The 26420-nt window shown below is 73.7% G+C and carries 23 protein-coding genes and 1 pseudogene; 16 read left to right on the forward strand and 8 right to left on the reverse strand.

Annotated features, from left to right (window positions below; translation table 11 throughout):
* Nucleotides 1-96 precede the first annotated feature (96 nt).
* The 6 genes from FB563_RS40790 (at nucleotide 97) to FB563_RS40810 (ending at nucleotide 4987) form a co-directional block, all read left to right on the forward strand.
* The gene (locus FB563_RS40790) at nucleotides 97-1605 is read left to right on the forward strand and encodes an MFS transporter (protein ID WP_055704575.1); all 1509 of its coding nucleotides are present in this window, start codon (nucleotides 97-99) and stop codon (nucleotides 1603-1605) included.
* Nucleotides 1606-1690: 85 nt separating this feature from the next.
* Nucleotides 1691-1942: a hypothetical protein gene (locus FB563_RS44770; protein ID WP_055704574.1), complete on the forward strand. Its 252-nt coding sequence runs from the start codon at nucleotides 1691-1693 to the stop codon at nucleotides 1940-1942.
* A 239-nt stretch (nucleotides 1943-2181) separates the two neighbouring features.
* Nucleotides 2182-2358, forward strand: coding sequence for a hypothetical protein (locus FB563_RS43385; RefSeq protein WP_167528558.1), 177 nt, complete (start codon nucleotides 2182-2184; stop codon nucleotides 2356-2358).
* Nucleotides 2359-3108: 750 nt separating this feature from the next.
* Entirely contained in the window at nucleotides 3109-4122 is a 1014-nt protein-coding gene (locus FB563_RS40800) for an iron-containing redox enzyme family protein (RefSeq protein ID WP_142219265.1), read from the forward strand.
* Between the two features lie 21 nt (nucleotides 4123-4143).
* A complete protein-coding gene (locus tag FB563_RS40805; protein ID WP_234358066.1) occupies nucleotides 4144-4797 on the forward strand; it encodes a HemK2/MTQ2 family protein methyltransferase in 654 nt (217 codons plus the stop codon).
* Nucleotides 4778-4987, forward strand: coding sequence for a CDGSH iron-sulfur domain-containing protein (locus FB563_RS40810; RefSeq protein WP_055710064.1), 210 nt, complete (start codon nucleotides 4778-4780; stop codon nucleotides 4985-4987). The genes FB563_RS40805 and FB563_RS40810 overlap by 20 nt, the downstream gene beginning before the upstream one ends.
* A gap of 200 nt (nucleotides 4988-5187) precedes the next feature.
* On the opposite strand, the gene FB563_RS40815 is transcribed toward FB563_RS40810, so the two are convergent.
* Complete coding sequence (locus FB563_RS40815) at nucleotides 5188-5622, reverse strand: protease inhibitor (protein WP_055710063.1); 435 nt, start codon at nucleotides 5620-5622, stop codon at nucleotides 5188-5190.
* Nucleotides 5623-5956: 334 nt separating this feature from the next.
* Between FB563_RS40815 and FB563_RS40820 the strand changes: the two genes are divergently transcribed.
* From FB563_RS40820 to FB563_RS40830, 3 genes and pseudogenes are all read left to right on the forward strand, one after another.
* Nucleotides 5957-6520 (forward strand): hypothetical protein, encoded by a 564-nt coding sequence (locus FB563_RS40820; protein ID WP_055710062.1) that lies wholly within the window; start codon nucleotides 5957-5959, stop codon nucleotides 6518-6520.
* Between the two features lie 154 nt (nucleotides 6521-6674).
* Nucleotides 6675-8274 (forward strand): annotated as a pseudogene (locus FB563_RS40825) (purine-cytosine permease family protein).
* A 294-nt stretch (nucleotides 8275-8568) separates the two neighbouring features.
* Nucleotides 8569-9738, forward strand: a complete 1170-nt coding sequence (locus FB563_RS40830) for a lactate 2-monooxygenase (RefSeq protein WP_142219266.1) — start codon at nucleotides 8569-8571, stop codon at nucleotides 9736-9738.
* Nucleotides 9739-9802: 64 nt separating this feature from the next.
* Here the strand turns inward: FB563_RS40830 and FB563_RS40835 are convergent, their stop codons facing one another.
* The 3 genes from FB563_RS40835 to FB563_RS40845 all read right to left on the reverse strand — a co-directional run bounded on the left by FB563_RS40835 (nucleotide 9803) and on the right by FB563_RS40845 (nucleotide 12666).
* Complete coding sequence (locus tag FB563_RS40835) at nucleotides 9803-11533, reverse strand: RICIN domain-containing protein (RefSeq protein WP_142219267.1); 1731 nt, start codon at nucleotides 11531-11533, stop codon at nucleotides 9803-9805.
* A 512-nt stretch (nucleotides 11534-12045) separates the two neighbouring features.
* Nucleotides 12046-12423, reverse strand: a complete 378-nt coding sequence (locus FB563_RS40840; protein ID WP_142219268.1) for a toxin Doc — start codon at nucleotides 12421-12423, stop codon at nucleotides 12046-12048.
* Nucleotides 12424-12426: 3 nt separating this feature from the next.
* Nucleotides 12427-12666: a hypothetical protein gene (locus FB563_RS40845; RefSeq protein ID WP_055706684.1), complete on the reverse strand. Its 240-nt coding sequence runs from the start codon at nucleotides 12664-12666 to the stop codon at nucleotides 12427-12429.
* Nucleotides 12667-12865: 199 nt separating this feature from the next.
* Between FB563_RS40845 and FB563_RS40850 the strand changes: the two genes are divergently transcribed.
* Nucleotides 12866-13378, forward strand: a complete 513-nt coding sequence (locus tag FB563_RS40850; protein ID WP_055706685.1) for a methylated-DNA--[protein]-cysteine S-methyltransferase — start codon at nucleotides 12866-12868, stop codon at nucleotides 13376-13378.
* 57 nt (nucleotides 13379-13435) lie between these two features.
* Here FB563_RS40850 and FB563_RS45690 read toward each other — a convergent pair whose 3' ends face one another.
* Nucleotides 13436-14359, reverse strand: a complete 924-nt coding sequence (locus FB563_RS45690; protein ID WP_055706686.1) for a discoidin domain-containing protein — start codon at nucleotides 14357-14359, stop codon at nucleotides 13436-13438.
* Nucleotides 14360-14432: 73 nt separating this feature from the next.
* Nucleotides 14433-14846: a hypothetical protein gene (locus FB563_RS45695; RefSeq protein ID WP_055706687.1), complete on the reverse strand. Its 414-nt coding sequence runs from the start codon at nucleotides 14844-14846 to the stop codon at nucleotides 14433-14435.
* 397 nt (nucleotides 14847-15243) lie between these two features.
* Here FB563_RS45695 and FB563_RS40860 point away from each other — a divergent pair, with 397 nt between their 5' ends.
* Nucleotides 15244-17640, forward strand: coding sequence for a SpoIIE family protein phosphatase (locus tag FB563_RS40860; protein WP_055706688.1), 2397 nt, complete (start codon nucleotides 15244-15246; stop codon nucleotides 17638-17640).
* 173 nt (nucleotides 17641-17813) lie between these two features.
* Here the strand turns inward: FB563_RS40860 and FB563_RS40865 are convergent, their stop codons facing one another.
* Nucleotides 17814-18362, reverse strand: coding sequence for an RNA polymerase sigma factor (locus FB563_RS40865; RefSeq protein ID WP_055706689.1), 549 nt, complete (start codon nucleotides 18360-18362; stop codon nucleotides 17814-17816).
* Nucleotides 18363-18407: 45 nt separating this feature from the next.
* Between FB563_RS40865 and FB563_RS40870 the strand changes: the two genes are divergently transcribed.
* The 5 genes from FB563_RS40870 to FB563_RS40890 all read left to right on the forward strand — a co-directional run bounded on the left by FB563_RS40870 (nucleotide 18408) and on the right by FB563_RS40890 (nucleotide 23920).
* Nucleotides 18408-19799, forward strand: coding sequence for a serine/threonine-protein kinase (locus FB563_RS40870; RefSeq protein ID WP_055706690.1), 1392 nt, complete (start codon nucleotides 18408-18410; stop codon nucleotides 19797-19799).
* Nucleotides 19800-19951: 152 nt separating this feature from the next.
* Entirely contained in the window at nucleotides 19952-20644 is a 693-nt protein-coding gene (locus FB563_RS40875) for a DUF4232 domain-containing protein (RefSeq protein ID WP_055706691.1), read from the forward strand.
* 197 nt (nucleotides 20645-20841) lie between these two features.
* A complete protein-coding gene (locus FB563_RS40880) occupies nucleotides 20842-22080 on the forward strand; it encodes a polysaccharide deacetylase family protein (protein WP_199832840.1) in 1239 nt (412 codons plus the stop codon).
* Nucleotides 22081-22143: 63 nt separating this feature from the next.
* Nucleotides 22144-23397 carry an arsenic transporter gene (locus FB563_RS40885; protein WP_107100643.1) on the forward strand — a complete coding sequence of 418 codons (1254 nt, stop codon included), beginning with the start codon at nucleotides 22144-22146 and terminating at the stop codon, nucleotides 23395-23397.
* 31 nt (nucleotides 23398-23428) lie between these two features.
* Nucleotides 23429-23920 carry a universal stress protein gene (locus FB563_RS40890; RefSeq protein ID WP_055706692.1) on the forward strand — a complete coding sequence of 164 codons (492 nt, stop codon included), beginning with the start codon at nucleotides 23429-23431 and terminating at the stop codon, nucleotides 23918-23920.
* Nucleotide 23921: 1 nt separating this feature from the next.
* On the opposite strand, the gene FB563_RS40895 is transcribed toward FB563_RS40890, so the two are convergent.
* Nucleotides 23922-26342 carry an RICIN domain-containing protein gene (locus FB563_RS40895; protein WP_079048808.1) on the reverse strand — a complete coding sequence of 807 codons (2421 nt, stop codon included), beginning with the start codon at nucleotides 26340-26342 and terminating at the stop codon, nucleotides 23922-23924.
* Nucleotides 26343-26420 lie beyond the last annotated feature (78 nt).

Below are 26420 nucleotides of genomic sequence, written 5' to 3' on the forward strand. Positions count from 1 at the left end.
TCGCTAGCCGTGTCGTACGCTCCATGTGTACGAAACCGTTTCGTTTACAGGCTGTTTGCCATCCGTGCCCGGACGACTTGCCCTGGAGTGGTTCCGATGTCCCAGAAGACCCTGGCCGAAGGCTCCCGCGCAGGAGCCGCCGCGATCGAACACGCGGACGCGGCCTCGCCGAGGCGGTGGTGGATCCTCGCGGTCATCGCCATCGCCCAGCTGATGGTCGTCCTCGACGCCACGATCGTGAACATCGCCCTGCCGTCCGCCCAGACCGACCTCGGCTTCTCCGACGGCAACCGGCAGTGGATCGTGACGGCGTACGCCCTCGCCTTCGCCTCCCTGCTGCTGCTCGGCGGCCGGACAGCCGACCTGTTCGGCCGCAAGCCCGCCTTCCTCGTCGGCGTCGTCGGCTTCGCCGCGGCCTCCGCGCTCGGCGGCGCCGCGAACGGCTTCACCATGCTGGTCGTCGCCCGGGCCCTGCAGGGTGCCTTCGGCGCACTCCTCGCACCCGCCGCGCTGTCGCTGCTCAACACCACGTTCACCAACGCCCGGGAGAGGGCCCGCGCCTTCAGCGTGTACGGCGCGATCGCCGGCGCCGGCGGTGCGGTGGGCCTGCTCCTCGGCGGTGTGCTGACCGACGCGCTCGACTGGCGCTGGACCCTCTACGTGAACGTGGCCATCGCGGTCGTCGCCTTCGCGGGCGGCTGGATCCTGCTGGGCAACCACCGCGACGCGGAGAACGCCAAGCTGGACGTGCCGGGCACGGTCCTCGTGGCCGCCGGTCTGTTCTCCCTGGTCTACGGCTTCTCCAACGCCGAGACCCACGACTGGGGCTCGCCGCTGACCTGGGGCTTCCTGATCGCGGGCGGGGTGCTGCTCGCGGCCTTCGCCGGGTGGCAGACCCGGGCCGCGCACCCGCTGCTGCCGCTGCGCATCCTGCTCGACCGCGACCGCGCGGCCTCCTTCGTCGCGGTGCTGATCACCGGCGCGGGCATGTTCGGCGTGTTCCTCTTCCTGACCTACTACCTCCAGCTCAACCTCGGCTTCAGCCCGACCAAGACCGGTGTGGCGTTCCTGCCGATGGTCGGCGCGCTCATGGTGACCGCACAGGCCGGCACCACGCTCCTGGTGCCCCGCTTCGGCCCCAAGGCGGTCATCCCGCTGGGCTTCGCGGTCGCCACGGCCGGCCTGGCCTGGCTGACCGGCATCGGTCTCGGCTCGCACTACCTGAGCGCGGTGCTGCCGCAGCTGATCGTGATCGGCGTGGGCCTCGGCCTGGTCATGCCGCCGGCCATGCAGCTGGCCACCGGCGGGGTCGCGGCCGAGGACGCGGGCGTGGCCTCCGCCACCGTCAACGCCATGCAGCAGGTGGGCGGTTCGATCGGCACGGCACTGCTGAACACCCTCGCCGCGAGCGCCGCCACCGACTACCTCTCCGGCCGGGACGCCACCAGCAAGCTGGTGCGGGCACAGGCGACCATCGAGAGCTACACGACCGCCTTCTGGTGGTCCGCGGGCTTCTTCGCCGCCGGCGCGCTGGTCGCCTTCCTGCTCTACCGGCGCGGGGTGCCGCAGCAGGACGCGGGAGCCGCACCGGTCGTCCACATGTGACGCATGTGACGACCACGCACCACCGAGCCCGAGGGGCCGCCGTCAGCAGGGAGACGGCGGCCCCTCGCCCTGTCACGGTGGGGGTGTGCGCAAGGCGTCGGCGGCGCTCGGCAGCGCCCTGTTCCTCGTCCTCGTCTCGGGCAGCGCGGCCGTGGTGGTGCCGTGCCGGCCGACCGGTGGCCGGCGGGCGGGCCAGTGGCGGCTGCCGTGGCGGCTGCTCGGACTGCTGCCGCTGGTGGCCGGTGCCGCGGTCGTGCTGGAGGCCTTCACCCGGTTCGCCCTCAAGGGGGCTCGGCACCCCCGGCGCCGGTCGCCCCGCCCGCGCGGCCGGTGGTGAGCGGTCCCTACCGGTACGCGCGCAGTCCGATCTACGTCGCGGTGGTCGCCGTACTCATCGGGACTCAGCGGGCAAGGCCTGGTGCTCGGGACTGGTGCGGCGGTTCGGTGCCGAGTACGAGGGCTACCGGCGGGCGGTGCCGGCGTAGTGGCCCCGGCGCCCTGCCCCTGCGGCGCGCTTGAGACGGCCGTCAGCGGGTAACTCAGCTGATCAGGGGCACGGCGGCGGAAGGAGAGGCCATGTCGGGCGAGGAAGACGAGAAGGACCGCAAGGAACAGTTCGACACCGCCCTGGAGGAAGTGCTCCGGGAGGTCGAGGAGGCCGAGAAGCGCGACGAGGACAAGGCCGCCGGCGGAGAGGCCGGGGACGCCATCACACCGAACACCGAGGCGCAGGAGCAGGCGGGAGAGGACTGAGGACCGAGGAAACCGCACACGGGACCAGCCGTACGTTCCCGGGCGCAGCGACCACCTGTCCCGAGCCCGGCGTGGGGCGACCACTCATGCGTTCCCGCGGCGCGGCGCACCCACGCCCTCCGAAGCCCAGCAACCACCCGCACCCTCCACGCACGGCGACCACCCGCACGACCCGGGGCGCAGCGATCGCCGGCGCGGCCCGGGGGCGCAGCGATCGTCGGCGCGGCCTAGGCCCGGATCGACCACCCCGCCCTCCCAAGCCCAGCAACCGCCCCCACCCCCCACACACGACGACCACCCGCCCGCCCCGGGACGCACCGACCACCCGCGCGGCCCACGACCGGATCGACCACCCCGCCCTCCCCAAGCCCAGCAACCACCCCCACCCCCACACACGACGACCACCCGCACCTTCCACGCACCGCGACCACCCGCCCGCCCCCGGGACGGAGCGACCGCCAGCGGCGTTCCCGAGGGCGAGCGACAACCGACGGTCTTGCCATGGCCGAGCGGGCATCGCCGGCCTCCCCCCGGGCCGAGCGACGACCGGCGGGCTCCTCACGGGGTGGCACGACCGCCAGTGGCCTTCCCGAGGGCGAGCCATCACCGGCGGCCCCCTCGGCGCCGAGCCATCACCGGCGGTCCCCCCGACACCGAGCCATCACCGGCGGCCTTGCCTGGGCCGAACGGCCACCGGTAGCGGCCGGTGTGGTCGGCCGTGTCGTCCCCGGACGGGGGTACCCGGGGCTCATGAACAGCCACGAGCGCGGGCCGGGGCTGCCCCCGGCCCGAGGGAACGTGTCCGCCGCGGTCGCCGCCTGGCTGCGCGGCGCGGGGTCCCTCCCCCGCCCCGCCGAGGCCGGGGAGGCGGATCCCTACGGCGACGACGCGCAACTGGCCCTGTACCTCTGCTACGAGCTGCACTACCGGGGCTTCGCCGGTGTCGGGCCGGAGACCGAGTGGGACCCTGACCTGCTGCGGGTCCGCGCCGCGCTGGAGCGCCGTTTCCTGTCCGCGCTGCGCGCCGACGTGCCGGGCCACGACGGCCTCGACGACGCGCTCGCCGCGCTGCTGGTGGAACCGGTCGAGGGCAGCGGGGTCACCCACTTCCTCCGCGCCGAGGGCGAGTTGTGGCAGCTGCGCGAGTACGCCGCCCAGCGCTCCCTGTACCACCTGAAGGAGGCCGACCCGCACGCCTGGGTGCTGCCGCGGCTGTGGGGCCGGGCGAAGGCGGGGATGGCGGCGGTGGAGTTCGACGAGTTCGGCGGCGGCCGGGCCGACCGGGTCCACGCACGCCTGTTCGCCGAGCTGATGACGGACCTGGGCCTGGACAGCACCTACGGCCGGTATCTGGACGCCGCCCGAGCGGAGATGCTCGCCGTCGTCAACCTGATGTCCCTCTTCGGCCTGCACCGCGAGCTGCGCGGCGCGCTGGTGGGCCACTTCGCCGACGTGGAGATCACCTCCTCGCCGGGTTCCCGCCGGCTCGCCGAGGCCATGCGCCGCACCGGCGCCGGACCCGCGGCGGAGTTCTTCTACGACGAGCACGTCGAGGCGGACGCGGTCCACGAACAGGTGGTACGCCACGAGGTGATCGGCGGGCTGCTCGCCGAGGAGCCGGAACTCGCGGCGGACGTGGCCTTCGGGATCGACGCGACCGAGTATCTGGAGGACCGGCTGGCGCGGCGGCTGCTCGCCGACTGGCGTGCGGGGCGCTCGTCCATGCGCACACCCCTGGCGTCGGAAATATCCCATACATCCTGAACGCCGGGGTACTCGCGCGGTGTGATCGCTGTGGTGCTTCCGGGCGTGTACGCCCCGCAGGACGACACCGAGTTGCTGGCCGAGTCCCTCCGCGAGGAGGCCCCGCCGCCCGGCGCCCGGGTGCTCGACGTGGGCACCGGCAGCGGCGCACTGGCCCTGGAGGCGGCCCGGCGCGGTGCCGAGGTGACCGCGGTGGACGTGTCCCGGCTGGCGGTGTGGACGGCTCGGATGAACGCCTGGCTGACCGGGCTGCCGGTGCGGATCCGGCGCGGCAACCTCTTCGGGCCGGTGCGGGGCCGCACGTACGACCTCATCCTCGCGAACCCGCCGTACGTTCCCGCACCGGATGCCGGAGGCGGGTCGCACGGCCGGTCCCGGGCCTGGGACGCGGGCCAGGACGGCCGGCTGCTGCTGGACCGGATCTGCCGGGACGCCCCCGTGCTGCTGCGCCCCGGAGGCGTGCTGCTGATCGTGCACTCCGCGCTCAGCGATCCCGACCGCACCGTGCAACTGCTGCGTGCCGCCCGGCTGAAGGCCGCGGTGGTCCGTCGCCGCTGGATCCCCTTCGGTCCGGTGCTGCGCTCACGGGAGGACTGGCTGCGCCGGCGCGGACTGCTCGCGCCGTCCGCACACGAGGAGGAGCTGGTGGTCGTCCGTGCCGAACGAGCGTGCTGAGCGGGCCCGCCGGATCACCCTGCAGCGGCAGGGGCCGCTGCTCGTGGAGGGGCCGGTGGAGGTCGAGTTGGAGGACGGCACCACGGTGTGCTCGGACCGTTTCCGTGTCGCCCTGTGCACCTGCGGGCGCAGTCGCCGTTACCCCTGGTGCGACACGAGTCATCGTCGCAGGACCAGGGACACCGGCTGAAACGGGCTGTTTTTCGCCGCTCCCCGGGAAAGGCCCCCCACAGGCCCGCCCGGGGAGCGGCTGTGTGCCCGGAGACCGGCGGGCGGCCCCACTCCGCCCGTCGGCTCCGGTACGAGATCGCAGGTTCCCCGTTCCAGGGGCCGCACTCCCCGGTTGCGGACCTGTTCCGGTGTATACGGGGTTCGGCTGCGATCCCGGCTCTAGAAGGCGAAGACGCCGCCGCCCACGGAGTCCCGCACGCACGTGTTGCCGAAGGTGCGCTCGTAGGAGACGCGCTTGCCCTGCCAGACGCCCTGGACGGTGACGACGACCGGGTCGTACAGCTTGTTGCACCACACGTCGCCGGCGGGCTTCAGCGCATCGAAGTCGCCGCCGGTGCCGCGCAGTTCGGCGCAGGCCGCCGCCGCTGCCGGATGGGTTCCGGAGGCCGTGGGCGCGCAGGTCAGGGTGACGGCGCGCTCCGGGGTGGCCGTGGCCGCGCCGCTGCCGTGGCCGGTGGTGAGGACCAGCGCCGAGGGGGCGTAGAGCGACGACGGGGCGGCGCCCGGTGCAGCGACGGCGGCCCCGGTCAGGGGTCCGCAAACGGCGGCGGCCGTGAGGCCGAGGGCCGCTGCCCAGCGCGCGGTGTTCCGCATTGTGTGCATCCTTCCGCTCGAATAGACGAGTGCCGGCTCCGGCTCGGTCGGTGCCGGACGGCGAGCGCCACTCTGCCGAGTCCGCCGCCGAAACACACATCGACCCCACCGCTTTCAGTAACCTTGCGTGTTGAAACAGTGGCGTGAAGTTACGGAAATGGAAGAGCTCGACCGCGTAACTGAGCGGTTCTTGATCGCAGAAAGCGGTCCCATGGCCGAAAATCACCGGCTCGTTAATCGGCCTGAAACATTCCGGGTTCACTGCGAGTGAAAGCTTTCACGATGCCTTCACGTCTCCTTGCGTTCATGAACACGGCCGAGTAATGCTGATTACATGATTACACCGGAGCAGAAAGAGAAGCTGCGGGGCTGGTTCGCCGGCCGCCTGCCGGACGATCTCTTCGAGGAACCGCCCGAGATCACCGTCGACCGCGAGGAGATCACGGTGATCGGCCGCATCCGCGAGCCCCGGCTCGCCGAAGGCGCCTCGGACGCCGAGCGGGCAACCGCCCTGCGCGCCCGGATCCAGGAGTTCCGGGAGCGGACCCGTGAGGACCGGATGGAGGTGGCCCGGGAGGCCGAGCACCTGTTCCGCCGAAAGGTCTCGTGGGGGGTGGTGTGCGGCCCGGAGCGCGCCCTGTTCACCCATGTGGCCGCGCCGGTCATGACCCGGCTGCGCCAGCCGGAGCGTCAGGTGCTGGACACCCTCATCGCCTCGGGCGTCGCCCGCAGCCGCAGTGACGCCCTCGCCTGGTGCGTGCGCCTGGTCCAGCGGCACACCGAGGACTGGCTGACCGAGCTGCGCGAGTCGCTGGAACATGTGCAGCGCGTACGGGCTCAGGGACCCGACACGGGGGAGGTGGCCGATTCCTCCACCGGCGACGGCGAAGATGGATGAATCATCCTCTGGCAGGGGTCCACGCCCGAGCCGTACCGTCGGCAGACCGCTCCGGGCGGCCCTTGCCATGCCGTAACACCCCTGCGGCACAAGGGCCGTCCGTCACCGCCGCGCCACCAAGCGCTCCATCGCCGCGACCTCGCTGGAGCCCTCCGTGCCCCCTCAGTCCCCCGACTCGCCGACCGCGCCGCCGCCGTCCCTCACCGAGGTCGAGCCCTACGGCGTCGAGCGCATCCCCGACGCGGACCGCACCGCGACCCCGCTGGACCTCTTCCGGGTCGCCTTCGGGGGCGCCAACACCTTCTCCACCTGCGTGCTCGGCGCGTTCCCGATCCTGTTCGGGCTCTCCTTCCGGCAGGGACTCGCGGCCACCGTCCTCGGTGTCGTGGCGGGTGCCCTGATCCTGTGCCCGATGGCCGTGTTCGGTCCCGTCAACGGCACCAACAACGCGGTCTCGTCCTCCGCGCACCTGGGCGTGCACGGCCGGGTGGTCGGTTCGTTCCTGTCCCTGCTGACGGCCGTCGCGTTCTTCTCCATCTCGGTGTGGAGCTCGGGCGACGCCCTGGTCGGTGGCGCGCACCGGCTGTTCGGCCTGGACCGCGGCACCCTGTCGTACGTCGTCGCGTACGCCCTGTTCGCCGGGCTGGTGCTCGCGGTGTGCGTCTACGGCTTCCGGTTCATGCTGTTCGTCAACAAGATCGCGGTGACCTCGGCAACCGTGCTCTTCCTGCTCGGCGCGTTCGCCTTCGCCGGTGACTTCGACCCGTCGTACGCCGGTGTGTTCACGGCCTCGGCGGACGCGGCGACGAAGGCCCCCCAGTCGGCGTTCTGGCCGTCGTTCATCGGGGCGTCCCTGATCGTGCTGTCCAACCCGGTGTCGTTCGGCGCGTTCCTCGGCGACTGGTCGCGCTACATCCCGGCCGGGACCCCGCGCCGCCGGGTGGTCGGCGCCGCGTTCCTGTCCCAGATCGCGACCCTGCTGCCGTTCGTCTTCGGCCTGGCGACCGCGAGCATCATCGCGACGAAGGCGCCGAAGTACGTCGACCCGGCCGCGCCCGACTTCGTGGGCGGGCTGCTGGCGATCTCGCCGAGCTGGTTCTTCCTGCCGGTGTGTCTGCTCGCCCTGATCGGCGGCATGTCGACGGGCACGACCTCGCTGTACGGCACCGGCCTGGACTTCTCCTCGGTGTTCCCGAGGCTGTCCCGCGTGCAGGCGACGCTGCTGGTCGGCGTGGTGTCCATCGCGTTCATCTTCGTCGGCCGGTTCGGCCTGGACCTCGTGCAGTCGATCTCGACGTTCGCCACGATGATCATCACCTGCACCACGCCGTGGATGGTCGTCATGATGCTCGGCTTCTACACCCGCCGCGGCTGGCGACCCGGACGCGCTGCAGGTCTTCAACCGCCGTCAGCACGGCGGCCGCTACTGGTTCGCGCACGGCTGGAACTGGCGCGGTATGACCGCCTGGTGGGTGGCGGCGGTGCTCGGCGTGCTGTTCACGAACATCCCGGGTCAGTTCGTCGGCCCGCTGGGGAACCTGGCGAACGGGGTCGACATCAGCCTGCCGCTGTCGCTCGCGGTGGCCGCCGTCCTGTTCCTGACGCTGCTGCGGCTGTTCCCCGAGCCCCGGGCGGCGTACGGGCCCGAGGGCGCCCGGCTGGTGCCCACGGTCGACGTCCCGGTGCCTCGAATCACCGGCCCCGGTGCCTCGACGACGGCTCGCGAAGGGGCCGTTGACACATCCGTGCCCTAGGCACTGTCGTCGAACTCCCTCCCCCAGCCTTCGGCCGGGGGACCCCCAGAGCACGCACCTGACGCCGCAGGGCCGCCCTCCGGGCGACGACGGGAGTTCGACAGGACCTAGCCCTCCGCGTCCGGCGCGTCCGCACACGACGGCCTCCGCGCGGACGAGCGGACCGACCGTGTCCGTTCCGACGGCGGCGGCCCGGACTCCGGACCGGGCGGCCACCCGCCGCCGAAGGCCCCGGCTACCCGCCAGTATCGTCGGGCTGCACGCGTACTCAGCGACGAGAGGCGGGACGGCCGGATGGCGAAGCACTGGGCGGACTTCCAGTACGAGATCTATCTGAACGGGATGACGGGTGCCGTGCCCCGGCTCCCCACCGACCCGACCCGGCTGGAGGAACTGGCCGAACACCGGCTCGGTCCGGGCCCGGTGGGCTATGTGGCGGGAAGCGCGGGCGACGGCAGCACGGCCCATGCGAACCGGGCCGCGCTCGCCCGGCGCCGGATCGTGCCGCGCATGCTGCGCGACGTGGCCGAGCGCGATCTGTCGGTCGAGGTGCTGGGCAGGGCCCTGCCTGCGCCGCTGGCACTGGCGCCCGTCGGCGTGCTGTCGATCATGCATCCGGACGCCGAGTCCGCCGCCGCCCGCGCCGCCGCCGTGCAGGGCGTGCCGTACATCCTCTCCTCGGCGTCGAGCACACCGATGGAGCAGGTCGCCGAGGCGATGGGGGACGCCGAGCGCTGGTTCCAGCTGTACTGGGGCAAGGATCGCGAGGTGACACGGAGTTTCCTGAGCCGGGCGAAGGCCGCCGGGTTCTCGGTGCTCGTGGTCACCCTGGACACCCCGCTGCTGGCCTGGCGGCCGCGCGATCTGGACCAGGCGTATCTGCCGTTCCTGCACGGGGTGGGCACCGCGAACTACTTCACCGACCCGGCGTTCCAGGCGGGGCTCGCGCGGCCCGTGCACGAGGACCCGAACGCGGCGGTGCTGCACTTCCTCGGCCTGTTCGGGGACGCCGGCCACACCTGGCCGGACCTGGCGTTCCTGCGGGAGCACTGGGACGGCCCGATCGTGCTCAAGGGCGTCCTGCACCCGGACGACGCCCGGCTCGCCGCCGACGCCGGAGTGGACGGCGTGGTGGTCTCCAACCACGGCGGCCGGCAGGTGGCCGGCTCGGTCGCCGCGGCCGACGCGCTTCCCCGGGTCGCGGACGCGGTCGGCGACCGGCTGACGGTGCTGTTCGACAGCGGGGTGCGCACCGGCGACGACATGTTCAAGGCGCTGGCCCTCGGCGCGCGCGCCGTGCTCCTCGGGCGGCCGTACGTCTACGGGCTCGGGCTGGACGGGCAGGCGGGCGTGGAGCATGTCATCCGGTGCGTGCTGGCGGAGTTCGACCTGACGCTCGCCCTGTCGGGGCACACCGGCCCGGGCACGGTGACCCGGGCGGACCTGGTCGAGGAGCCGAACTGACCATGTCCGCCAAGCGCTCCGCGGGGGTGCCGCGAAGCGCTGTCCCGAGTGCCGCGACAGGTCGTCAGGCGTCTGCTGCGCCGTCTCGGCCGGTCGAGCAGTTCCCCGCGCCCCGTCGGGGTGCTTCGGTACCGGCGATGGAGAGCGAGCCCGGGCTCGCCGAGGACGCGTCGGTCACCCAGCGCTGCCCGGCGGAGCCGTCGCGGACCTTGACCACGAGGTCGGTGCCCGGGCTGTCGGCGGTGGTGGCGAGGGCCAGGGACCGGTCCCAGCGGGGCAGCAACTCGCCCTGCGCGGTGAGGTCGTAACGCACGTCGTCACCCCGCTGCGCGCCCGCGTCCGCGCAGGTGCCGAGGATCACCACCCCGGCGTCGGCGTGCGAGTCCAGGCACAGCCCCGGGGCGGCCGCGCTGCGCAGGCGTCCGTCGGCCTCGTACGTCCACTGCTGGGTCGGTGCCGAGGAGCAGACGGCGAGGGCCGCGCCCGCACCGGCCTTCGGTGCGCCCTTGATGTCCAGGCACAGGTCGGCGGCGGCGGTGCGCAGCCGGGTGGGGCGGCCGGCGGCGGGCAGCCCCACGGTGCCGGGCGCGGTGGCGGAGGCGGGCGGGGACTGGCCGGCGGCGCTGCCGGGGACCGCGCTGGTGGAGGCGACCGGGTCGGTGCCGTCGCCACCGTCCGGCCACACGCTGATCGCGAGGACGGTCGCGAGCAACCCCGCCGAGGCCACACCGACGCCGGTGAGCAGGGTCCTGGACGACCAGGCGGTGCCGGGGATCCGGGCGAGCGGTCCGGGCTCGCCGCCGCGCCGCCGGCCACGGGACACCGGGACGCCGGTCCGGGGTTCGCCGTCGGCGCGCCGCCGGGTGCCGGGCAGGGCGGCGCGGGCGAGCAGGCCGGGCCGGTCACCGCCGCGCCGGCGTCCGCCGGAGCGCCGGGAGCCACCGCGGCCACGGGCGGTACCTGGGCGGCGGCCGGGGCGCGAGTCGAGGTAGCGGCGGGCGCCCCAGCCGAGCACGGCCTCGGCGAGCAGCACGCCCAACGCGGCATCGGCGTGGCCCAGTTGCTCGGCGGCGTGCCGGCAGTAGGAACAGGCGGACAGATGTTCCTGGACGTCGGGCAGCAGGGCGCCGCCACGCCGGATCGGAACGTCGAGGAGTCGGTTGTAGTAGCGGCATTCCTGGCCGGGAGCGAGTTCCCGGTGGGCGCGTACCAGGCCTTCCCGGAATTTCTCGCGCGCCTGTTCCAGTGCGGCCGTCGCGCTCTCGACGTCCACGCCGAGCACTCCGGCGGGAACGGTTATCGGTTCGGCCTCGACCTCGATGTGCCAGAGCAGGGCCTGCTCCAGCCGGGGAAGGGCATGGAATGAGCGGTCGGAGAGGGCACGGTTTTCCGGTATCAGCGTCTTCGCGGCGCGCATACCGCGGCCGCCGGCGGGTTTTCCGAGTCCGGGCAGTACGGCGGTGATCCGGTCGGTGCCGGACCAGTTGACGACCGTGTCCCGGACCGCCACGAGCAGCCGGGGCCGCAGCGCCTCCGCGGGTTCGCCGAGCGCGAGCCGGCCCAGAACCTGGTGGAAGGCGGTGGCGGTGACCATGTGGGCGAGCGGCCCGGTCAGGGCCAGGCAGATGACCGCATACTCGTGCGCCGGCTGCCAGTGCCGGGCCATCAGCAGGGCGGCGGACCGGGAGGCCTCCGCGTCGGATCCGGCCCGCAGTGGACCGGCGAGCGACTCGTCGGATTCCCCGGGGTCGCCGCCCGGCGGATAGAGGGGACGAGGGGGGTGGGGGGTGGGCACTGAGCGGGTTCCTTTGGTGCGACGTGCGTTGATGCGTACCTCTGCGCCGCGCGGGGAAGGAATGGGCCGGCGCTCGGCCGGTGAAGTTCGGCAACTGCCGGAAGAACTCCGGATCTTACCCCCCGCACGGCCGTTTCAACCCTTGCACAACTTCCACACGAGCAACAGGGCACCCGCACAATCTCGACCGTTTTGAAAGAAAGTCAGAAAGCCGCCATGCGGCTGGCCTCTGCCAGTTCCCCTGGACCGGTTTTCGGTATTTCGTGCGCCCCGTGTGAAGGACGCGCACAGAGCGGCGGGGCCGCGCACGCTTCCGGGGCGTGCGGGCCGGTAGTGAACTGGGACCGGCCCCTTGGAAGGCCACGCGCGGGACGGCGGGCCCTCCCGCGCGAAACCGCCGCCGGCCCCGTTCCTCCCGCCCTCGGCCGGCGGCCCCGCCCACCCTGCCCCGGCCGGCGGCCCCGGCGGCTTCCCCCGCCGGCCGGGGCGGGACGGGTCCTCATGAGGCCCGCTCAGATCTGCCAGGACCGCAGCCGGTCGGCGGCGCCGTACACGTCGGTCTTGCCGGAGATCAGGTCGCGGGCGAGGTCGACGAGGGCGCCGTAGGGCGGGTCGATGCCGACGCCGCTGACGAACATGTAGGCCACGGCGGTCGCGCAGGCGAAGCGGGCGTTGGCCGCGGGCAGCGGCTTGAGCAGGGCGAGGGTGTGCAGCAGGGCTGCGGCCCGCCAGGCGGGGTCGGAGTCCACGCCGAGCCGGGGCGGATCCACGCGGTGCCGGGCGACGGCGGCGACCAGAGCGGAGAAGTCGTCGACCGCGGGCTGGTCGGGCAGGACCTCCTCATGGCGCTGGAGCAGCCAGGGGACGTCGATGTGGATGACGGAGGGCATGCGTCAGGCGGCCTCGTCCTTCGCTGCGGGCTCGTCGTCGGGGAAGGCCGCGGCGAACTCCTCGGCGTGCGCGGCGAAGAACTGCCGGAAGGCCGCGGCGCCCTCCTGCAGGGCCCGGTGCCGGGCTATGTCGGCGGCGGCGGCCTCGCGCACGAGGGCTTTCATGGACGTACCGCGCTCCTTGGCGATCTGCCGCAGGTCCTCGAGTTCCCGTTCGCTGAACTCCACGTTGAGAGCTGGCATGCCCCTCACCGTACCGCGCGGGTACTCACCCGTAAATATCGCCAGGTCAAGCACCCTTTTCCGTGGTACCAGCGAGGCCCGAGAACGATGTCCGATTCCCGCCGGTCAGCGGGCGCCCGGCGCAGCAGACTCGGCAGCACGGGCGAGGCCGGCGATCGAGACGGACATAGTCGGCACATGAGACACAAGGAGCACCCCGATGAGCACACGCGCCGTCCACACCGTTCATCCGAGCCCGCTGGGCGACCTGTCGCTGACCGGCGCGGTCTCGCCGACGGGCGGCCTGGCGCTCTGCTCGCTCGCCATGCCGGGGCAGCGCGGCGCGCCCGCCGTCCGCGCCGAGGACCGTGACGACGGACCGTTCGCCGAGGCGCACCGGCAACTGGACGCCTACTTCGCGGGCCGCCGCACCCGATTCGAGCTGCCGCTCGTCGCCACCGGCACCCCGTTCCAGCGGGCGGTGTGGCAGGCCCTGGAGGACATCCCCTACGGCACGACGACCACGTACGGCGAGCTGGCCGCCCGGCTGGGCGTGCCGCGCGCCGATCTGCGCGCGGTGGGCCGGGCGCTCGGCGCCAACCCCCTTCTGCTCGTGCGCCCCTGCCACCGGGTGATCGGGGCGGACGGCTCGATGCGCGGGTACGCGGCCGGAGTCGAGCGCAAGCTGTGGCTGCTCACGCACGAGGGTGCGCTGCAGCCGGCCCTCGTGTGAGGGAGGCGGTCGGGGCGCTGCCCTCCTCCCCACCCGGTCTTCCCGGCACGGAGCCGCTCAGGGGGTGTCACACGTCCAGCCGGCTGATCCGTACGCTCCCTTCGCCTGCCCAGGAGCGGCGCTCGTGAGGGTCAGTCGCAGCCGGGAGCCCCGTACCGCGTCGAAGGTGATCACCGTCGGGCTGTCCGAAGCGGTGGCCCACTCCGCCTTGGCACCCGTGACAGGGACGTGGGCACGCCCGTCCCACACGGCCACCTCGGCCTTCGCGGGCAGCGCATGGGTGGTGTCGACGGTGAAGGAGACCGCGACCCGGTCGAAGCTCCGGGTGCGCCCGAAGTCCACCGAGACCCAGTTCTCGGCGCGTGCGCCGTTGAACGCGGGCGGCAGTGCGGTGGCCGCCTTGGCGAAGGCGTCGGACCAGCCGGCGGCGGGGTCGCCGTCGAGCATCGCGGCGGGCAGGGAGTCCGAACGGCCGGAGTAACTGGCGTCCGCGCAAGGGTAGTGCGTGGGCGACGGGTGCTCGGGCCGGAAGCCGGGTGCCGGGGTGCGGGCCGTCTCGCGCGCCGGGGTCGTGGACCCGCTCGCCGTACCGGTGCGCAGGCCGTCCGCCCGCGCGGTGACCGTCAGCCGGCCCGGCTTCGTACCGGAGCGGACGATGGCGAGGGCGTTGCCGTGGAACGCGGTGCGGGTACTGGCCTGGTAGCGCTCGGCACTCTCCTCGCGGCCGTTGTCGACCCCGGCCAGGGAGCCGCCGGAGACGTCGAAGGCGATGAGGTGCTCGGCGTCGGGCACCACCACGCCGTGCGCGTCGACGATCTCGGCGGTGACGAAGACCAGTGAACGGCCGTCGGCCGCGAGCGAGTCGCGGTCGGCGGTGAGGCGTACGGCGTGCGCGGCGCCTGCCGTGCGCAGCGCATCGGTGGCGACCACCTTGCCGTCCCGCCGGGCCACCGCCTTCAACTCGCCCGGCTGGAACGGCACTTTCCAGGTCAGGTGCAGCTTGCCGGCGCTGCCGTTGGGGCTGGCGGGCGCGCCACGTGCACCGGTTCGGTGATCACGAGCCGGGCCTCGCGGTAGATGCCGCTGCCGGAGTACCAGTGGCTGCTCGGCAGCTGGTTCTGCACCTTGACCGCGAGCACGTCGGGCGTGCTGCCGCCGGTGTGCACGAGACCGGTGAGTAGGCGCCGTCGAACTCCGCCGAGATCCGCTTGCCCGCGTGAGCCGGCGGCAGGGTGAAGGCGAGCCGGTACCAGCCGAGGCCGCCCGGGAGGAAGCCGGTGCCGCTGGTGGTGCCGTGGTCGGTGGTGGGGGTCGGGGTCTGCTCGATGCTCCAGTCGTGCGGGACGGCGACCTCGCGCCAGGCCGAGTCGTCGTGGCCGGGATCGGCGGCCTGTGCGTAGGCGCCGGTGGGATGCGTGATGCCGCCCGGGTCGACCAGGGCGAAGCGCCGGCCGTCCCGCAGGGGCACGGTGTGGCGTCCGCCGGTGCCCGCGGACGCCTCGGCGGCGGCCGAGGCCGGGGCGGCGGGGATGCTCAGCAGCGCTCAGGCCGCGGGTGTCGCGGTGGCGGCGACCAGAACCGATCGGCGAGTGACCGTCATGGCGGGTCTCCCTCATCAGGGCCCAGAAGTGCTCACAACTGATCGTGAGCAAACAGATTCTGACGGGCTGGCATACGCGATCGTCAAGGGTCAGGACCCCCGAGACCTCCCCCACCGGCACATCGGCCGGATTTCCTGCTTGACCGTGTTCGACCGAGCGGCCGGGGAGGCGGGGGTCGCGGGGTCACGGGAGTCCGCGAAGCACTACGCTGGAACACGAGAAGTGCCACCTGTTCACTGTGAGTGCGCGCTGGGAGCGGCGACGATGAGCCGGGTCTATCCGTTCGACGACGCGGCGACGGCCCGGGCTGTCATCGACGACGACGGCACGCTGGTCGAGTGGAACGAGGGCGCCAGGCGCCTGCTCGGCCACCCGGCGGACGCCGTCGTGGGCCGTCCGGCCGCCCGGCTCCTGGCCGAGGACATCCCGGACGTGCCCAGGGGCCACCGCTGGGAGGGAACGGTGGGATTGCGCCACCGCGACGGCCGTACCGTCCCGGTGTGGCTGCTCGTCCACCGCCGGCCGGCGCAGGACGGACACGGCGGGAGCTGGCTCGTGGTCACCCCGCTGCCCGGCACGGAACCACCCGCCGAGGACGACCCGCTCGCCGCGGCGGGCCTGCTCCAGTCGCCGTGCGCCGTCGCCGTGTACGACACCGAGCTGCGGCTGCACCGGATGAACGAGGCGATGGCCGACGTCATCGGTCTGCCCGAGGAGCGCCTGCGCGGGCTGCGGCTCGCGGAGATCGGCGGCAAGCCGCAGAGCGAGGAACTGGAGCAGGGCATGCTCCAGGTGCTGACCACCGGCAGCCCGCTCGACGTACAGACCTACGCGCGCATCGGCGCCGAGGACCGCGCCCACGCCTGGCTCGCCCGGATGGCCCCGGTCAGGGACGCCCAGGGCCGGGTGCACGGGGTGAGTCTGGCCACGCACGACGTCACCGACAACTACCGGGCCCGCCAGCGGCTGCAGCTGGTGAACGCGGCGAGCGTGCGCGTCGGCACCACGCTCGACGTGACCCGTACGGCACAGGAACTCGCGGACGTGTGCGTGCCCACGCTCGCCGACTTCGTCACCATCGACCTGCTGGATCCGCAGGACTACGGCGGCGAGCCCCCGGCCCGCCTCTCGGCACCGCTCACTCTGCGCCGGGCCGCCCACCAGTCGGTCCTGGACGACGTGCCGGAGGCGGTGCTGAAGCCCGGGCAGACCGAGGAGTACCCGCCCGGCTCGCCCCAGGCGGACGCGCTGACCGCGAGCCGCACGATCATCGCCTCGGTGGCGGCGGGCGAGATGCAGTCGTGGCCGGCCTGGAGCCCCGAGCGGGGCGAACGGGTGCGCAGGTTCGGCGTCCACTCCTCGATGTCGGTGCCCATCCGGGCCCGCGGGCTCACCCTCGGTGTCGCGGTGTTCGCCCGGCACCGGCGTCCGGACCCGTTCACCGGGGACGACCGGCTGCTCGCCGAGGAGATCACCACCCGGGCCGCCGTCTGCATCGACAACGCCCGCCGCTACTCCCGCGAGCGGGAGACCGCGCTCGCGCTCCAGCGCAGCCTGCTGCCCCGCACCCTGCCGCGCACGGCCGCGCTGGAGGCCTCCTCCCGCTATCTGCCGGCCGCGCGGGCCGGGGTGGGCGGCGACTGGTTCGACGTCATCCCGCTGTCCGGGATGCGGGTCGCGATGGTCGTCGGGGACGTCGTCGGGCACGGTGTCGAGGCCTCGGCCACCATGGGGCGGCTGCGGACGGCCGTGCGCACCCTCGCCGACATCGACCTCGCCCCGGACGAGCTGCTCACCCACCTGGACGACCTGGTGGTCCGGCTGTCGGAGGAGTCCGGCAGCGTCCCCAGTCCCGGCGAGGCCGGCAGTCCCGGCGAGGTCGGCGCGACCTGCCTGTACGCCGTCTACGACCCGGTGTCCCGGCGCTGCACCCTGGCCCGCGCCGGGCATCCGCCGCCCGTGGTGCTGCGGCCGGGCGGCGCGCCCCAGGCGCTGGACATGCCCGCCGGTCCCCCGCTGGGCCTCGGCGGGCTGCCCTTCGAGGCCACCGAGGTGGAACTGCCCGAGGGCACGGTCCTCGCGCTGTACACGGACGGTCTGGTGTGGTCCCGGGAACGGGATCCGGAGACGAGCCGCGAGATGCTGTACGACGCGCTCGGCACGTACGCGGACTCCCTGGACGGAACGTGCGACCACGTCCTGCACAGCCTGCTGCCGGCCGGGGGCTCCGCGGACGACGTGGCGCTGCTGCTCGCCCGCACCCAGGGCCTGCCCGCCTCGCAGGTGGCGACCTGGGACATCCCGGCCGACCCGGCACTGGTCGCGCCGATCCGCAAACAGGTCGTGGAGCAGCTGGACACCTGGGGGCTGAGCATGGCCGCGTTCACCGCTGAGCTGGTGGTCAGCGAGCTGGTCACCAACGCCATCCGCTACGGCTCCCACCCGATCCGGCTCCGTCTGATCCACGACGCGGCCACGCTGATCTGCGAGGTGTCCGACACCAGCCACACCGCCCCGCACCTGCGCCGGGCCAAGGTCTTCGACGAGGGCGGCCGCGGCCTCCTCCTGGTCGCCCAGCTCACCCAGCGCTGGGGCAGCCGGCACACCCCGGAGGGCAAGACGATCTGGGCGGAACTGCCCCTGTTCGAGGAGGACCGGTAGAGCGACGAAGAGGCCCGCCGTGCCGGGGCAGGGCCACCGGGCCCCCCACCGAGGCCCGACAGCCCGGTCCCGGCCCGACAGCCCCGTCCCGCCCGACAGCCCCGTCCGGCCGGACTGCCCCCGCACCCGGTGACCCTACTGGCACGACGCCCGCCGGTAACCCGGCGAGGGGTTCAGCCGCCCGTCAGCCACGGTCGTACCTGTTTGCGGGCCTCGTGGAGGCGGGACTTGAGGGTGCCGAGGGGGATGCCGACGCGTTCGGCGACCTCGGCGTAGTCCAGCTGGCAGATGTCCCGGTAGACCAGCGGAGCGACCAGGTGCGGATGGGTCCGCTCGAGCCGGTCCAGCGCCTCCAGCAGGTCCACCCGGGAGCCGGCGATGACGCTCGTGGTGCGCGGGTCGACGGCGTGCGAGGGCTCGATGGCGGCCGGCTGCTCGGCGGCCCGCCGCTTCAGCTCGCGGTACTTCTGCCGGCAGCAGTTGGCGACCACCGTGTACAGCCAGGTCCCGAAGCGGCTGCGGCCCTCGAAGCGGGAGATGTGCCGGGCCACCTGGAGCAGCACGTCCTGGGCCGCCTCCTCGGCATCCTCCCGGCACGGCAGGAAGCGCCCGCAGCGGCGCAGCACCTCCGGCCGGATCTCGGTGAGCAGCCGGTCCAGGGCCGCGCTGTCGCCGGCGGCGGCCCGCCGGGCGAGGTCTTCCATCGGCGCCTGGTCCTGCACCGGGGTCCCCCTTCGAGTCGATCTCAGGCCAGGCATGATAGCCGTATGCAATCCCAAGGGCGGATCGGCCGCTACCGCCTCGAACGGCCGCTGGGCACCGGCGCCTTCGCCACGGTCTGGCTCGCCCACGACGACGAGCTCCAGGCCCCGGTCGCACTGAAGGTCCTCGCCGACAACTGGGCGCACCGGCTCGACATCAGGGACCGCTTCCTGTCCGAGGCCCGGCTGCTGCGCCGGGCCGGGTCCAGCCGCGTGGTGCAGGTCTACGACATCGGTGAACTGCCCGACGGCAGGCCGTACTTCGTGATGGAGTACGCCGACGGCGGCACCCTCGCCGACCTGCTGGCGCACGGTCCGCTGCCGGTGGGTCACGCCCTCGCGCTGACGGCCGAGGCCGCCCGGGCGGCCGCCGCGCTGCACGAGGCGGGCATCGTGCACCGGGACATCAAGCCGACCAACGTGCTGCTGCACACCGCCCGGGACGGCACCCGGCGGGTGCTGCTGGCCGATCTGGGGCTCGCCAAGAGCCTCGCCCAGGCCTCGGTGCTCACGCTGGCCGCGGGCTCGGCGGGTTACCAGCCGCCCGAGCAGGCGGAGCCCGGCGAGGGCATCGACGAGCGTGCCGACGTCTACAGCCTGGGTGCGGTGGGCTATGAGCTGGTCACCGGTAGTGTCCCGGGCCCGCCGGGACGCGTCGTACCGCCCCGGCGGCTGCGGCCGGACCTCGGCGAGGACGTGGAGCGGGCGCTGCTGCGCGCGCTGGAGCCGGACCGGGCGCGCCGCTGGCCCGGCGCGCAGGCGTTCGCCGACGAGCTGGACCGGCTGGCGGCGGGGCCGCGCGCGCTGCGGCCCGCCCGGCGGCTGGACGGCGTGCGCGGCCGGCTGAACACGGTGACGCTGACCGTGGCCGCGGTCCTCGCCGCGGCGGCGGCCGCGACCGCGGTGACCCTGGTCATCCACCACGGCGGCTCCTCGGACCAGGTGCGGGTCGCGGACTCGACCGGGCGGGTCGCCGTCACGGTGCCGGCGGGCTTCGGCCGCGAGCTGCGCGACTCCGGCTGGGACCCGGGCGCGCTGGGGCTCGGCAAGGGCCACGAACCGGGGCTGGTGGTGGCCGACGACCTGACCCGGTGGCCCGTTCTGAGCGCGCCGGTGGACGGCGTGTTCGTCGGGGTGAGCGAGCACGGCGACGTGACCGCCAGGGTGAAGGCCCTCGCCCACGCGGGCTGCCGCTACTCCGGCAGCCGCAGCTTCGCCGACGCCCGGTGGCACGGCCTGGTGCGGGCCTGGAGCGGTTGCCCGGACGGCGGCTCGGTCACGGAGTCCGGGCTCGTCCCGGCGGACGGCACCCAGCAGCCCCAGGTGTATGTGCAGGTGCGCCAGCGGGGCGCCGGGGACGCGACCGAGGGCATACTCCGTTCGCTGAGCGTGACCTGACGGGCGGCTGCGGAGGGTCACGGCGGGGAAAAGAATCCTGCGTGTGCCGAACTTTTCCGGGCCTGCGCGCATCGGAGTGTGAGGACGGCGCACCCGCGCCCTGAGGCACGCGTTCCGGCGCATGCCATGACCCTCCAGGAGTGTTGAGCGAGATGGTGTACACATCCCGGTCCGCGCGGCACGGGGCCCTGCTCGTGGGCACGTTCGCCGTACTGGGCCTCCTGACCGCCTGTGGCAACGGCAAGGACGTCCACAGCAACCCACCGATCACGGCATCCGGTACGGCGGCGCCGGCGACGGGCACCACGAACAGCCCGGCGTCCGGCACGTCCGCCCCGGCCCACACGTCCACCGGTGCCGTCCCGTCCGCCCCCTCCAAGGCGGCCCCCTCCGCGAGCGGCGGCGGTACGACCACGGCCGCGGCGAACACCCGCTGCCACACCTCCCAGCTGCGCGCCTCGGTGGGCCGCAACGACCCGGGCGCCGGCCAGGAGAACTTCCCCGTCGTCCTCACCAACACGTCCGGCCGGACCTGCACCGTGCACGGCTATCCGGGCGCGGCGTTCGTCAGCGCCTCCGGCAGCCAGCTCGGCCCGGACCCCAAGCGTGAGTCGGGCTCCCCGGCGACCATCACGCTCCGGCCCGGGCAGAGCGCCTGGGCCGGGCTGACCTTCTCCAACCCCGGCATCAGCGGCGCCGGCACGGCCACCCCGGCCGCGCTGCTGGTGACACCGCCGGACGAGCGCGACGCGCTGAAGGTCGTGTGGACGGGCGGAGCAGTGCCCGTCTCCGGGAACTCCTCCTCCGTCTTCCTGTCGGTGTTGAGCCCCGGCACTGCTCCCTGACCGGACCGGACACCCCCGAGAACCCCGCTGCCGCACCGTCCGGGCAGCGGGGTTCGCCATGTCCGCGCCACAACTGTCACAGGACGGCAACAGGCACCGAAGGCCTCGATCTTTCCCACGACTCCCGTCATCGAACCCGTCGACCCACACCGGCGAGCAGGCCCCGCAGGGGCCGTGACAAGGAAATCGGGGACAAGATGAGCGGGATCTCACGCAGGCGGGTGCTGACGGCGGGCGCGGCGGCGGGCGCCCTGGGCACGCTGGCCGCGTGCTCCTCCGGCACCGGCCTCCGGATCGGCGGCCCGACGGACGGCAAGGGCACCGCCCAGGCCCGTCCGGTGAAGCCGATCGGCGACGGCTCCACGGCCGACACCGGGCCCCAGCCGCATCAGCCGAAGCCCGAGCGCCTGAAGCCGGGCCAGAAGCCCCCGCAGTTCGTGGTGTTCTCCTGGGACGGCGCGGGCGAGCTGAGCAACCAGTTGTTCTCCCGGTTCCGCAAGGTCGCCGCCGACCACGGCGCCAAGATGACGTTCTTCCTCAGCGGCATCTACACGCTGCCCGAGTCCAAGAAGAACCTGTACCGTCCGCCGCAGCACCCGGTCGGCGCCTCCGCCATCGGCTACCTCGCCGACCGGCACATCCACGCCACCCTCCAGCAGGTCCGCGCGGCCTGGCTGGAGGGCCACGAGATCGGCACCCACTTCAACGGCCACTTCTGCGGCGCGACCGGCGTGCGCAACTGGTCCCCGGCCGAGTGGCGCAGCGAGATAGACCAGGCGGTCGACTTCGTGACCAAGTGGAAGACCAACACCGGCTTCACCGACCTCGAACCGCTCCCCTTCGACTACCGCAAGGAGCTGATCGGCGGCCGTACCCCGTGCCTGGAGGGCCAGTCCAACCTGCTGCCCACGGCGGCCGCGCTGGGCTGGAAGTACGACGCCAGCTCCCCCGGAGGACTGCAGATCTGGCCCGGCAAGGTGCAGGGCGGCAAGATCTGGGACTTCCCGCTGCAGTCCATACCCTTCCCCGGGCACTCCTTCCAGGTGCTGTCGATGGACTACAACATGATGTTCAACCAGTCCGGCGGCAATCCGAACGGTGACCGCGCCCAGTACGACGCCTGGCGCACCCAGGCCCGCGACGCCTATGTCGCCGGTTTCCAGCGGGCGTACACGACCAACCGCGCGCCCTTCTTCATCGGCAACCACTTCGAGCGCTGGAACGGCGGCATCTACATGGACGCCGTCGAGGAGGCGGTCGGGAAGATGGCCGCGTACGGCGACGACGTGCGGTTCGTGTCGTTCAAGCAGCTCGTGGCCTGGCTCGAGGCGCAGGACCCGGCGGTGCTGCGCAAGCTGCGCACGCTGGTGCCGGGTCAGGCGCCGGCGGGCGGCTGGGAGGAGTTCCTGGGCGCGGCGGGCAGCCGGACGTCGTAAGGGATTCAACATCGTCTGCTTTCATGGGCGGACCTCCTGTGACCCCTTGCGGAAGGACCCGCCCTGAACGCCCCGCTCGCCGAAGCACTGTCCGCCGTGCTGCTCGTCGCCGTGCTCGCCTGGGCCGTCGTACGGCCCTTCGGGTGGCCGGAGGCCGTCATGGCCGTGCCCGCCGCCGGCATCGCGGTCGGCACCGGGGCGATCTCGCTGGACCACGCCAGGGCCGAGGCGGAGCGGCTCGGGCCGGTGGTCGGTTTCCTGGCGGCGGTGCTGGTGCTCGCCCACTTCTGTGATGGGGAGGGGCTGTTCCAGGCCTGCGGGGCGTGGATGGCCCGGTGGGCGGCGGGCCGGCCGGTGCGGCTGCTGACGGCGGTCTTCGCGCTGGCGTCCGCCATCACCGCCGTCCTCAGCCTGGACGCCACGATCGTGCTGCTCACCCCGGTGGTCTTCGCCACGGCCGCGCGCACCGGCGTACGGCCGAAACCGCATGTGTACGCCTGCACCCACCTGTCGAACACCGCGTCGCTGCTGCTGCCGGTGTCCAATCTGACGAACCTGCTGGCGTTCGCGGCGAGCGGGCTGAGCTTCACCCGGTTCGCGGCGCTGATGGCACTGCCGTGGCTGGTGGCGATCGGTGCCGAGTACGCGGTGTTCCGGCGGTTCTTCGCCCGGGACCTCGCGGCCGCGGCACCCACGGGCGGGGACACCGGTGCGCCGCCGCGGCTGCCCCTGTTCGCCCTGGGGACGGTGGCCTGCACCCTGGCGGGATTCGTGGTGGCCTCGGCGTTCGGCGTGGAGCCGGCCTGGGTCGCGGCGGCGGGTGCGCTGGTGCTGGCCGGGCGGGCCGTGGCCCGGCGGAGGGCGACCCCGCTGACCGTCGTACGCGCGGCGGCCCCGGCCTTTCTCGCGTTCGTCCTCGCCCTGGGCATCGTGGTGCGCGCGGTCGTCGACAACGGGCTCGCCGACGTGCTGGGACATGTCGTGCCGGGCGGTACCGGGCTGCCGGCGCTGCTCGGGATCGCCGCGCTGGCCGCCGTCCTGGCCAACCTGATCAACAACCTGCCCGCGGTGCTGGTCCTGCTGCCGCCGGCCGCACCGGCCGGGCCGGGCGCGGTACTGGCGGTGCTGCTCGGGGTGAACATCGGCCCGAACCTGACCTACGCCGGCTCGCTGGCCACGCTGCTCTGGCGGCGGATCGTGCACCAGCACGAGCACGAGGTGGACCTCGGGGAGTTCACCCGGCTGGGCCTGCTCGCCGTGCCGTCCTCCCTCGCCGTGGCGGTGGTGGCACTGTGGGGGTCGCTGCAGGTTCTCTGAGGTCGTACGGGCGCCGAGGGAGGCCGACCGGATGCGTGTGATCGCCTGGCTCGTCGAGGGCACCTGGCCCGGCTGCGTGGACGCGGTGCGCGAGCACGCGCCGGACACCGCCGAGGTGGTGCTGCTGCACGTCAGCGGGCCCGAGGTGCCGGGGCTGGCGCACGGCGCGTTCGCGGGGCTGCTCGGCCGGGGGCGTCCGGACCGGGATCCCGGCGACCGGATGCGGGCACTCGGGGGGAGTTCGGCGGCCGAACTGCTGGACGCGGCCGCCGAGCGGCTGGGCCGGCCCTGTGCGCGCGAGGAGCGGTCGGGGCGGGTCGAGCGGGAGGTGGTCGCCGCCGCCGAGGGCGCCGATCTGCTGGTGCTGGCCCGGGACGGCGACCGGTGCCGGCTCGGGCCGAAGAGCCTCGGCCCGGCGGTCCGGTTCGCCGTCGACCACGCGCCCTGCCCGGTGCTGCTGGTGTGGCCGGAACCGGCACCGGGGCTGGGCACGATCCCGCCGCCTCCGCCGCACCACCCCTGAGTCAGCGCCGGTGCCGGCCGCCGCCGTAGCCTCCGCCGTATCCGCCGCCGCCCCACCCGCAGTAGTACGGGTACGCCGAGCAGGGGTCGGACGTGGCGGACGGCGTGGTTGCCGGAGCGGACTTCGAGGCCGTGGGCGCCGGGGTCGGCGACGCGGTGCTCCTGGTCGGGGCGGGCGCGGGCTCGGGGCTCGTCGGTTTCGGGGTGGTGGTCGGCGACGGGGAGTTGTCGCTGTCCCAGTTGACGTTCTGCATCTGCAGATCTGGCTCGGCGGCGTCGAGGCTCCACCGCTGGGCGGCGCCGGGGGCGCGGTTCTTGAGGACGAGCGCGCCGGAGCCGTCGGTGGCGGCCGGGGTGAGGGCCAGGTCCTGGTCGAAGCGGGGTATCAGGGCGCCCTGGAGGGTGAAGTCGTAGCGGATGTTCATGGCGGCCTTCCCGGTGGCCGAGCAGGGGGCGAGGACGACCGAGTAGCCGAGGTGGGAGTCCAGGCACAGGCCCGGCGCCGCTGAGTCGCGCAGCAGCCCGTCGGTCTCGTACGTCCACTCCTGGCTCGGGGTCGCGGAGCAGGGGACGAGTTCGGTCTCGGCGCCCTTGACGGCCTTCTTGCCGACGACACCGACACACAGTCCCGAGGCCAGGTTGTGCAGCCGGCCGTGCAGGGTGCCCTGCCCCGCCGCGTGCGCGGCCCAGGAGGCGCCGGGACTCGGGGTGTCCTTGCCGGGCGCCGGGGACGACGCGTCCTTGCTGCCAGGGCCCGGGCCGTCGCCGGACCCGAGCACCGACCACAACACCAGCGGGAGCACGACCAGTCCGCTGACGGTCACGACGGCCACGGCCAGATTGCGCCGCCTGGCCCGGCGCGTGCGGGCCGCACGATGCGCCGACCGGCCGGAGCCCACGGCATCCCCCCGCCCACCCGACGGTCCGGCGACGGCGGAGCGCCGGGCAGAGCGGGAGCCGGAGCCGGATGCGAACCCGCCGGGGCCGGCGGGGGAAGCGGCGTCGGCTGACGCGAAGGCGAAGGCGGAGGCGGAGCCGGCGGGGTCGTCCGAGGCAGACGGGTCAGAGGTGAAGGCGGTGGCAAACGGGGCGGTGGCGGAAGCGGAATGGGAGCCGGCGCCGGAGGCAGAACCGGCGAAGTCGGCTGGGTCAGATGGGCGGGGGCCGGAGGCGGAAGCGGGAGTCGGCGCCGTGGAGGCGGCCGGGGCGGCTGCAGCGGAAGTGGACGCGGCGGAGGTGGAGGTCTGGGCGTCGGCTGCGGAACCGGCACGGCGCGCGGACTCGACGGCACGCCCCCGACGCCTGCCTCCGGCGGAACCGTCCCGGCGCCCGCCCCCGGTGGAACCACCCCGGCTGGGCCCGGTGGAAGGCGAAGCCCCCTGGGGCATGGTCTCGGTGGAGCCGTCCCACGCCGTGAACTCCGCGGGATCCTCCGGAGGCGCGGACTCGGCGGAGCGCCCGCGACGCCTGCGCCCGGCGGAGCCACCCCAGCGCCTGCCCCCGGTCGCACCACCCCCGGGGGCGGAGTCGGCGGAACCGGTCCGGTGTGACGGCTCGGTGGGCAGGAAGGGCTCGCCGAACGGGGGTGCGACGGTCTCGGGCCGCGGGGCGGGTCCGGCCTCCTCCTCGGCGCGGTTCGCCCGGGATTCCACGTAGGCCCGGGCGCCCCAGCCGAGGACCGCTTCGGCGAGTGCCAGGCCAAGTCCCGTGTTGAACGTGGCGAGTTGGTCGGCCGTACGGCTGCAGTGGCCGCACCGGCCCAGGTGCTCGCGCAGATCCGGGTCGATGTCGACGCCGCCGCGCCGGAACGTCACGTCGAGCATGCGCTGATAGCGCCGGCACTCGTTCTCGGGGGCGAGCTCGCGGTGGACCTGGAGGCACTCCTCACGCAGCCGTTCCCGGGCCCGGCGGAGCTCGACACGGGCGTCCTCCTCGTCCAGGCCGAGCAACGCCGCCGGTACGGCGAGCGGTTCGGCCTCGACCTCCGTGTGCCACAGCACGGCACGGGAGGCCTGCGGCACCCGCTGGAACGCCCGGGACAGCAGTCGCCGGCCCGGCGGCGGCAGCAGCCGGGCGGCGGCACGCTCACCAGTCTCGCCGGACCGCAGCGCCGGGTGGAGGAGTTCCTGGCGGCCGTCGGCGTCCCACTCGGCCGCGATCCGCCGGACGGCGACCAGCACATGCGGCCGCCAGGCGGCGGTCGGGCCGGACTGGCGGAGCGATTCCCCGAACAGCCGGGTGAAGGCGGCGGTGGTGAGCATGCCCGCGGCCCGCGCCCCGTCCGTGCACAACCGCGCGTAGGCGAAGGCCGCTTCCCAGTGCCGGTCGAGGAGTTCACCCACGGGATGGAGCGCGGGTGTTCCGCCCGTCCACTTCTTCAGCTCGGCACTCAGTTGCTCGTCCGACCGGCCTGCCTCATTCACGACTGCATTCCTCCAGACGTGATACGGAAATTAGTCCATACCAAGCAGTATGGGACGGTGGTGGGGCTGCTCGAACGT

It is taken from the genome of Streptomyces puniciscabiei (assembly GCF_006715785.1).
Classification (GTDB): Bacteria; Actinomycetota; Actinomycetes; order Streptomycetales; family Streptomycetaceae; genus Streptomyces; species Streptomyces puniciscabiei.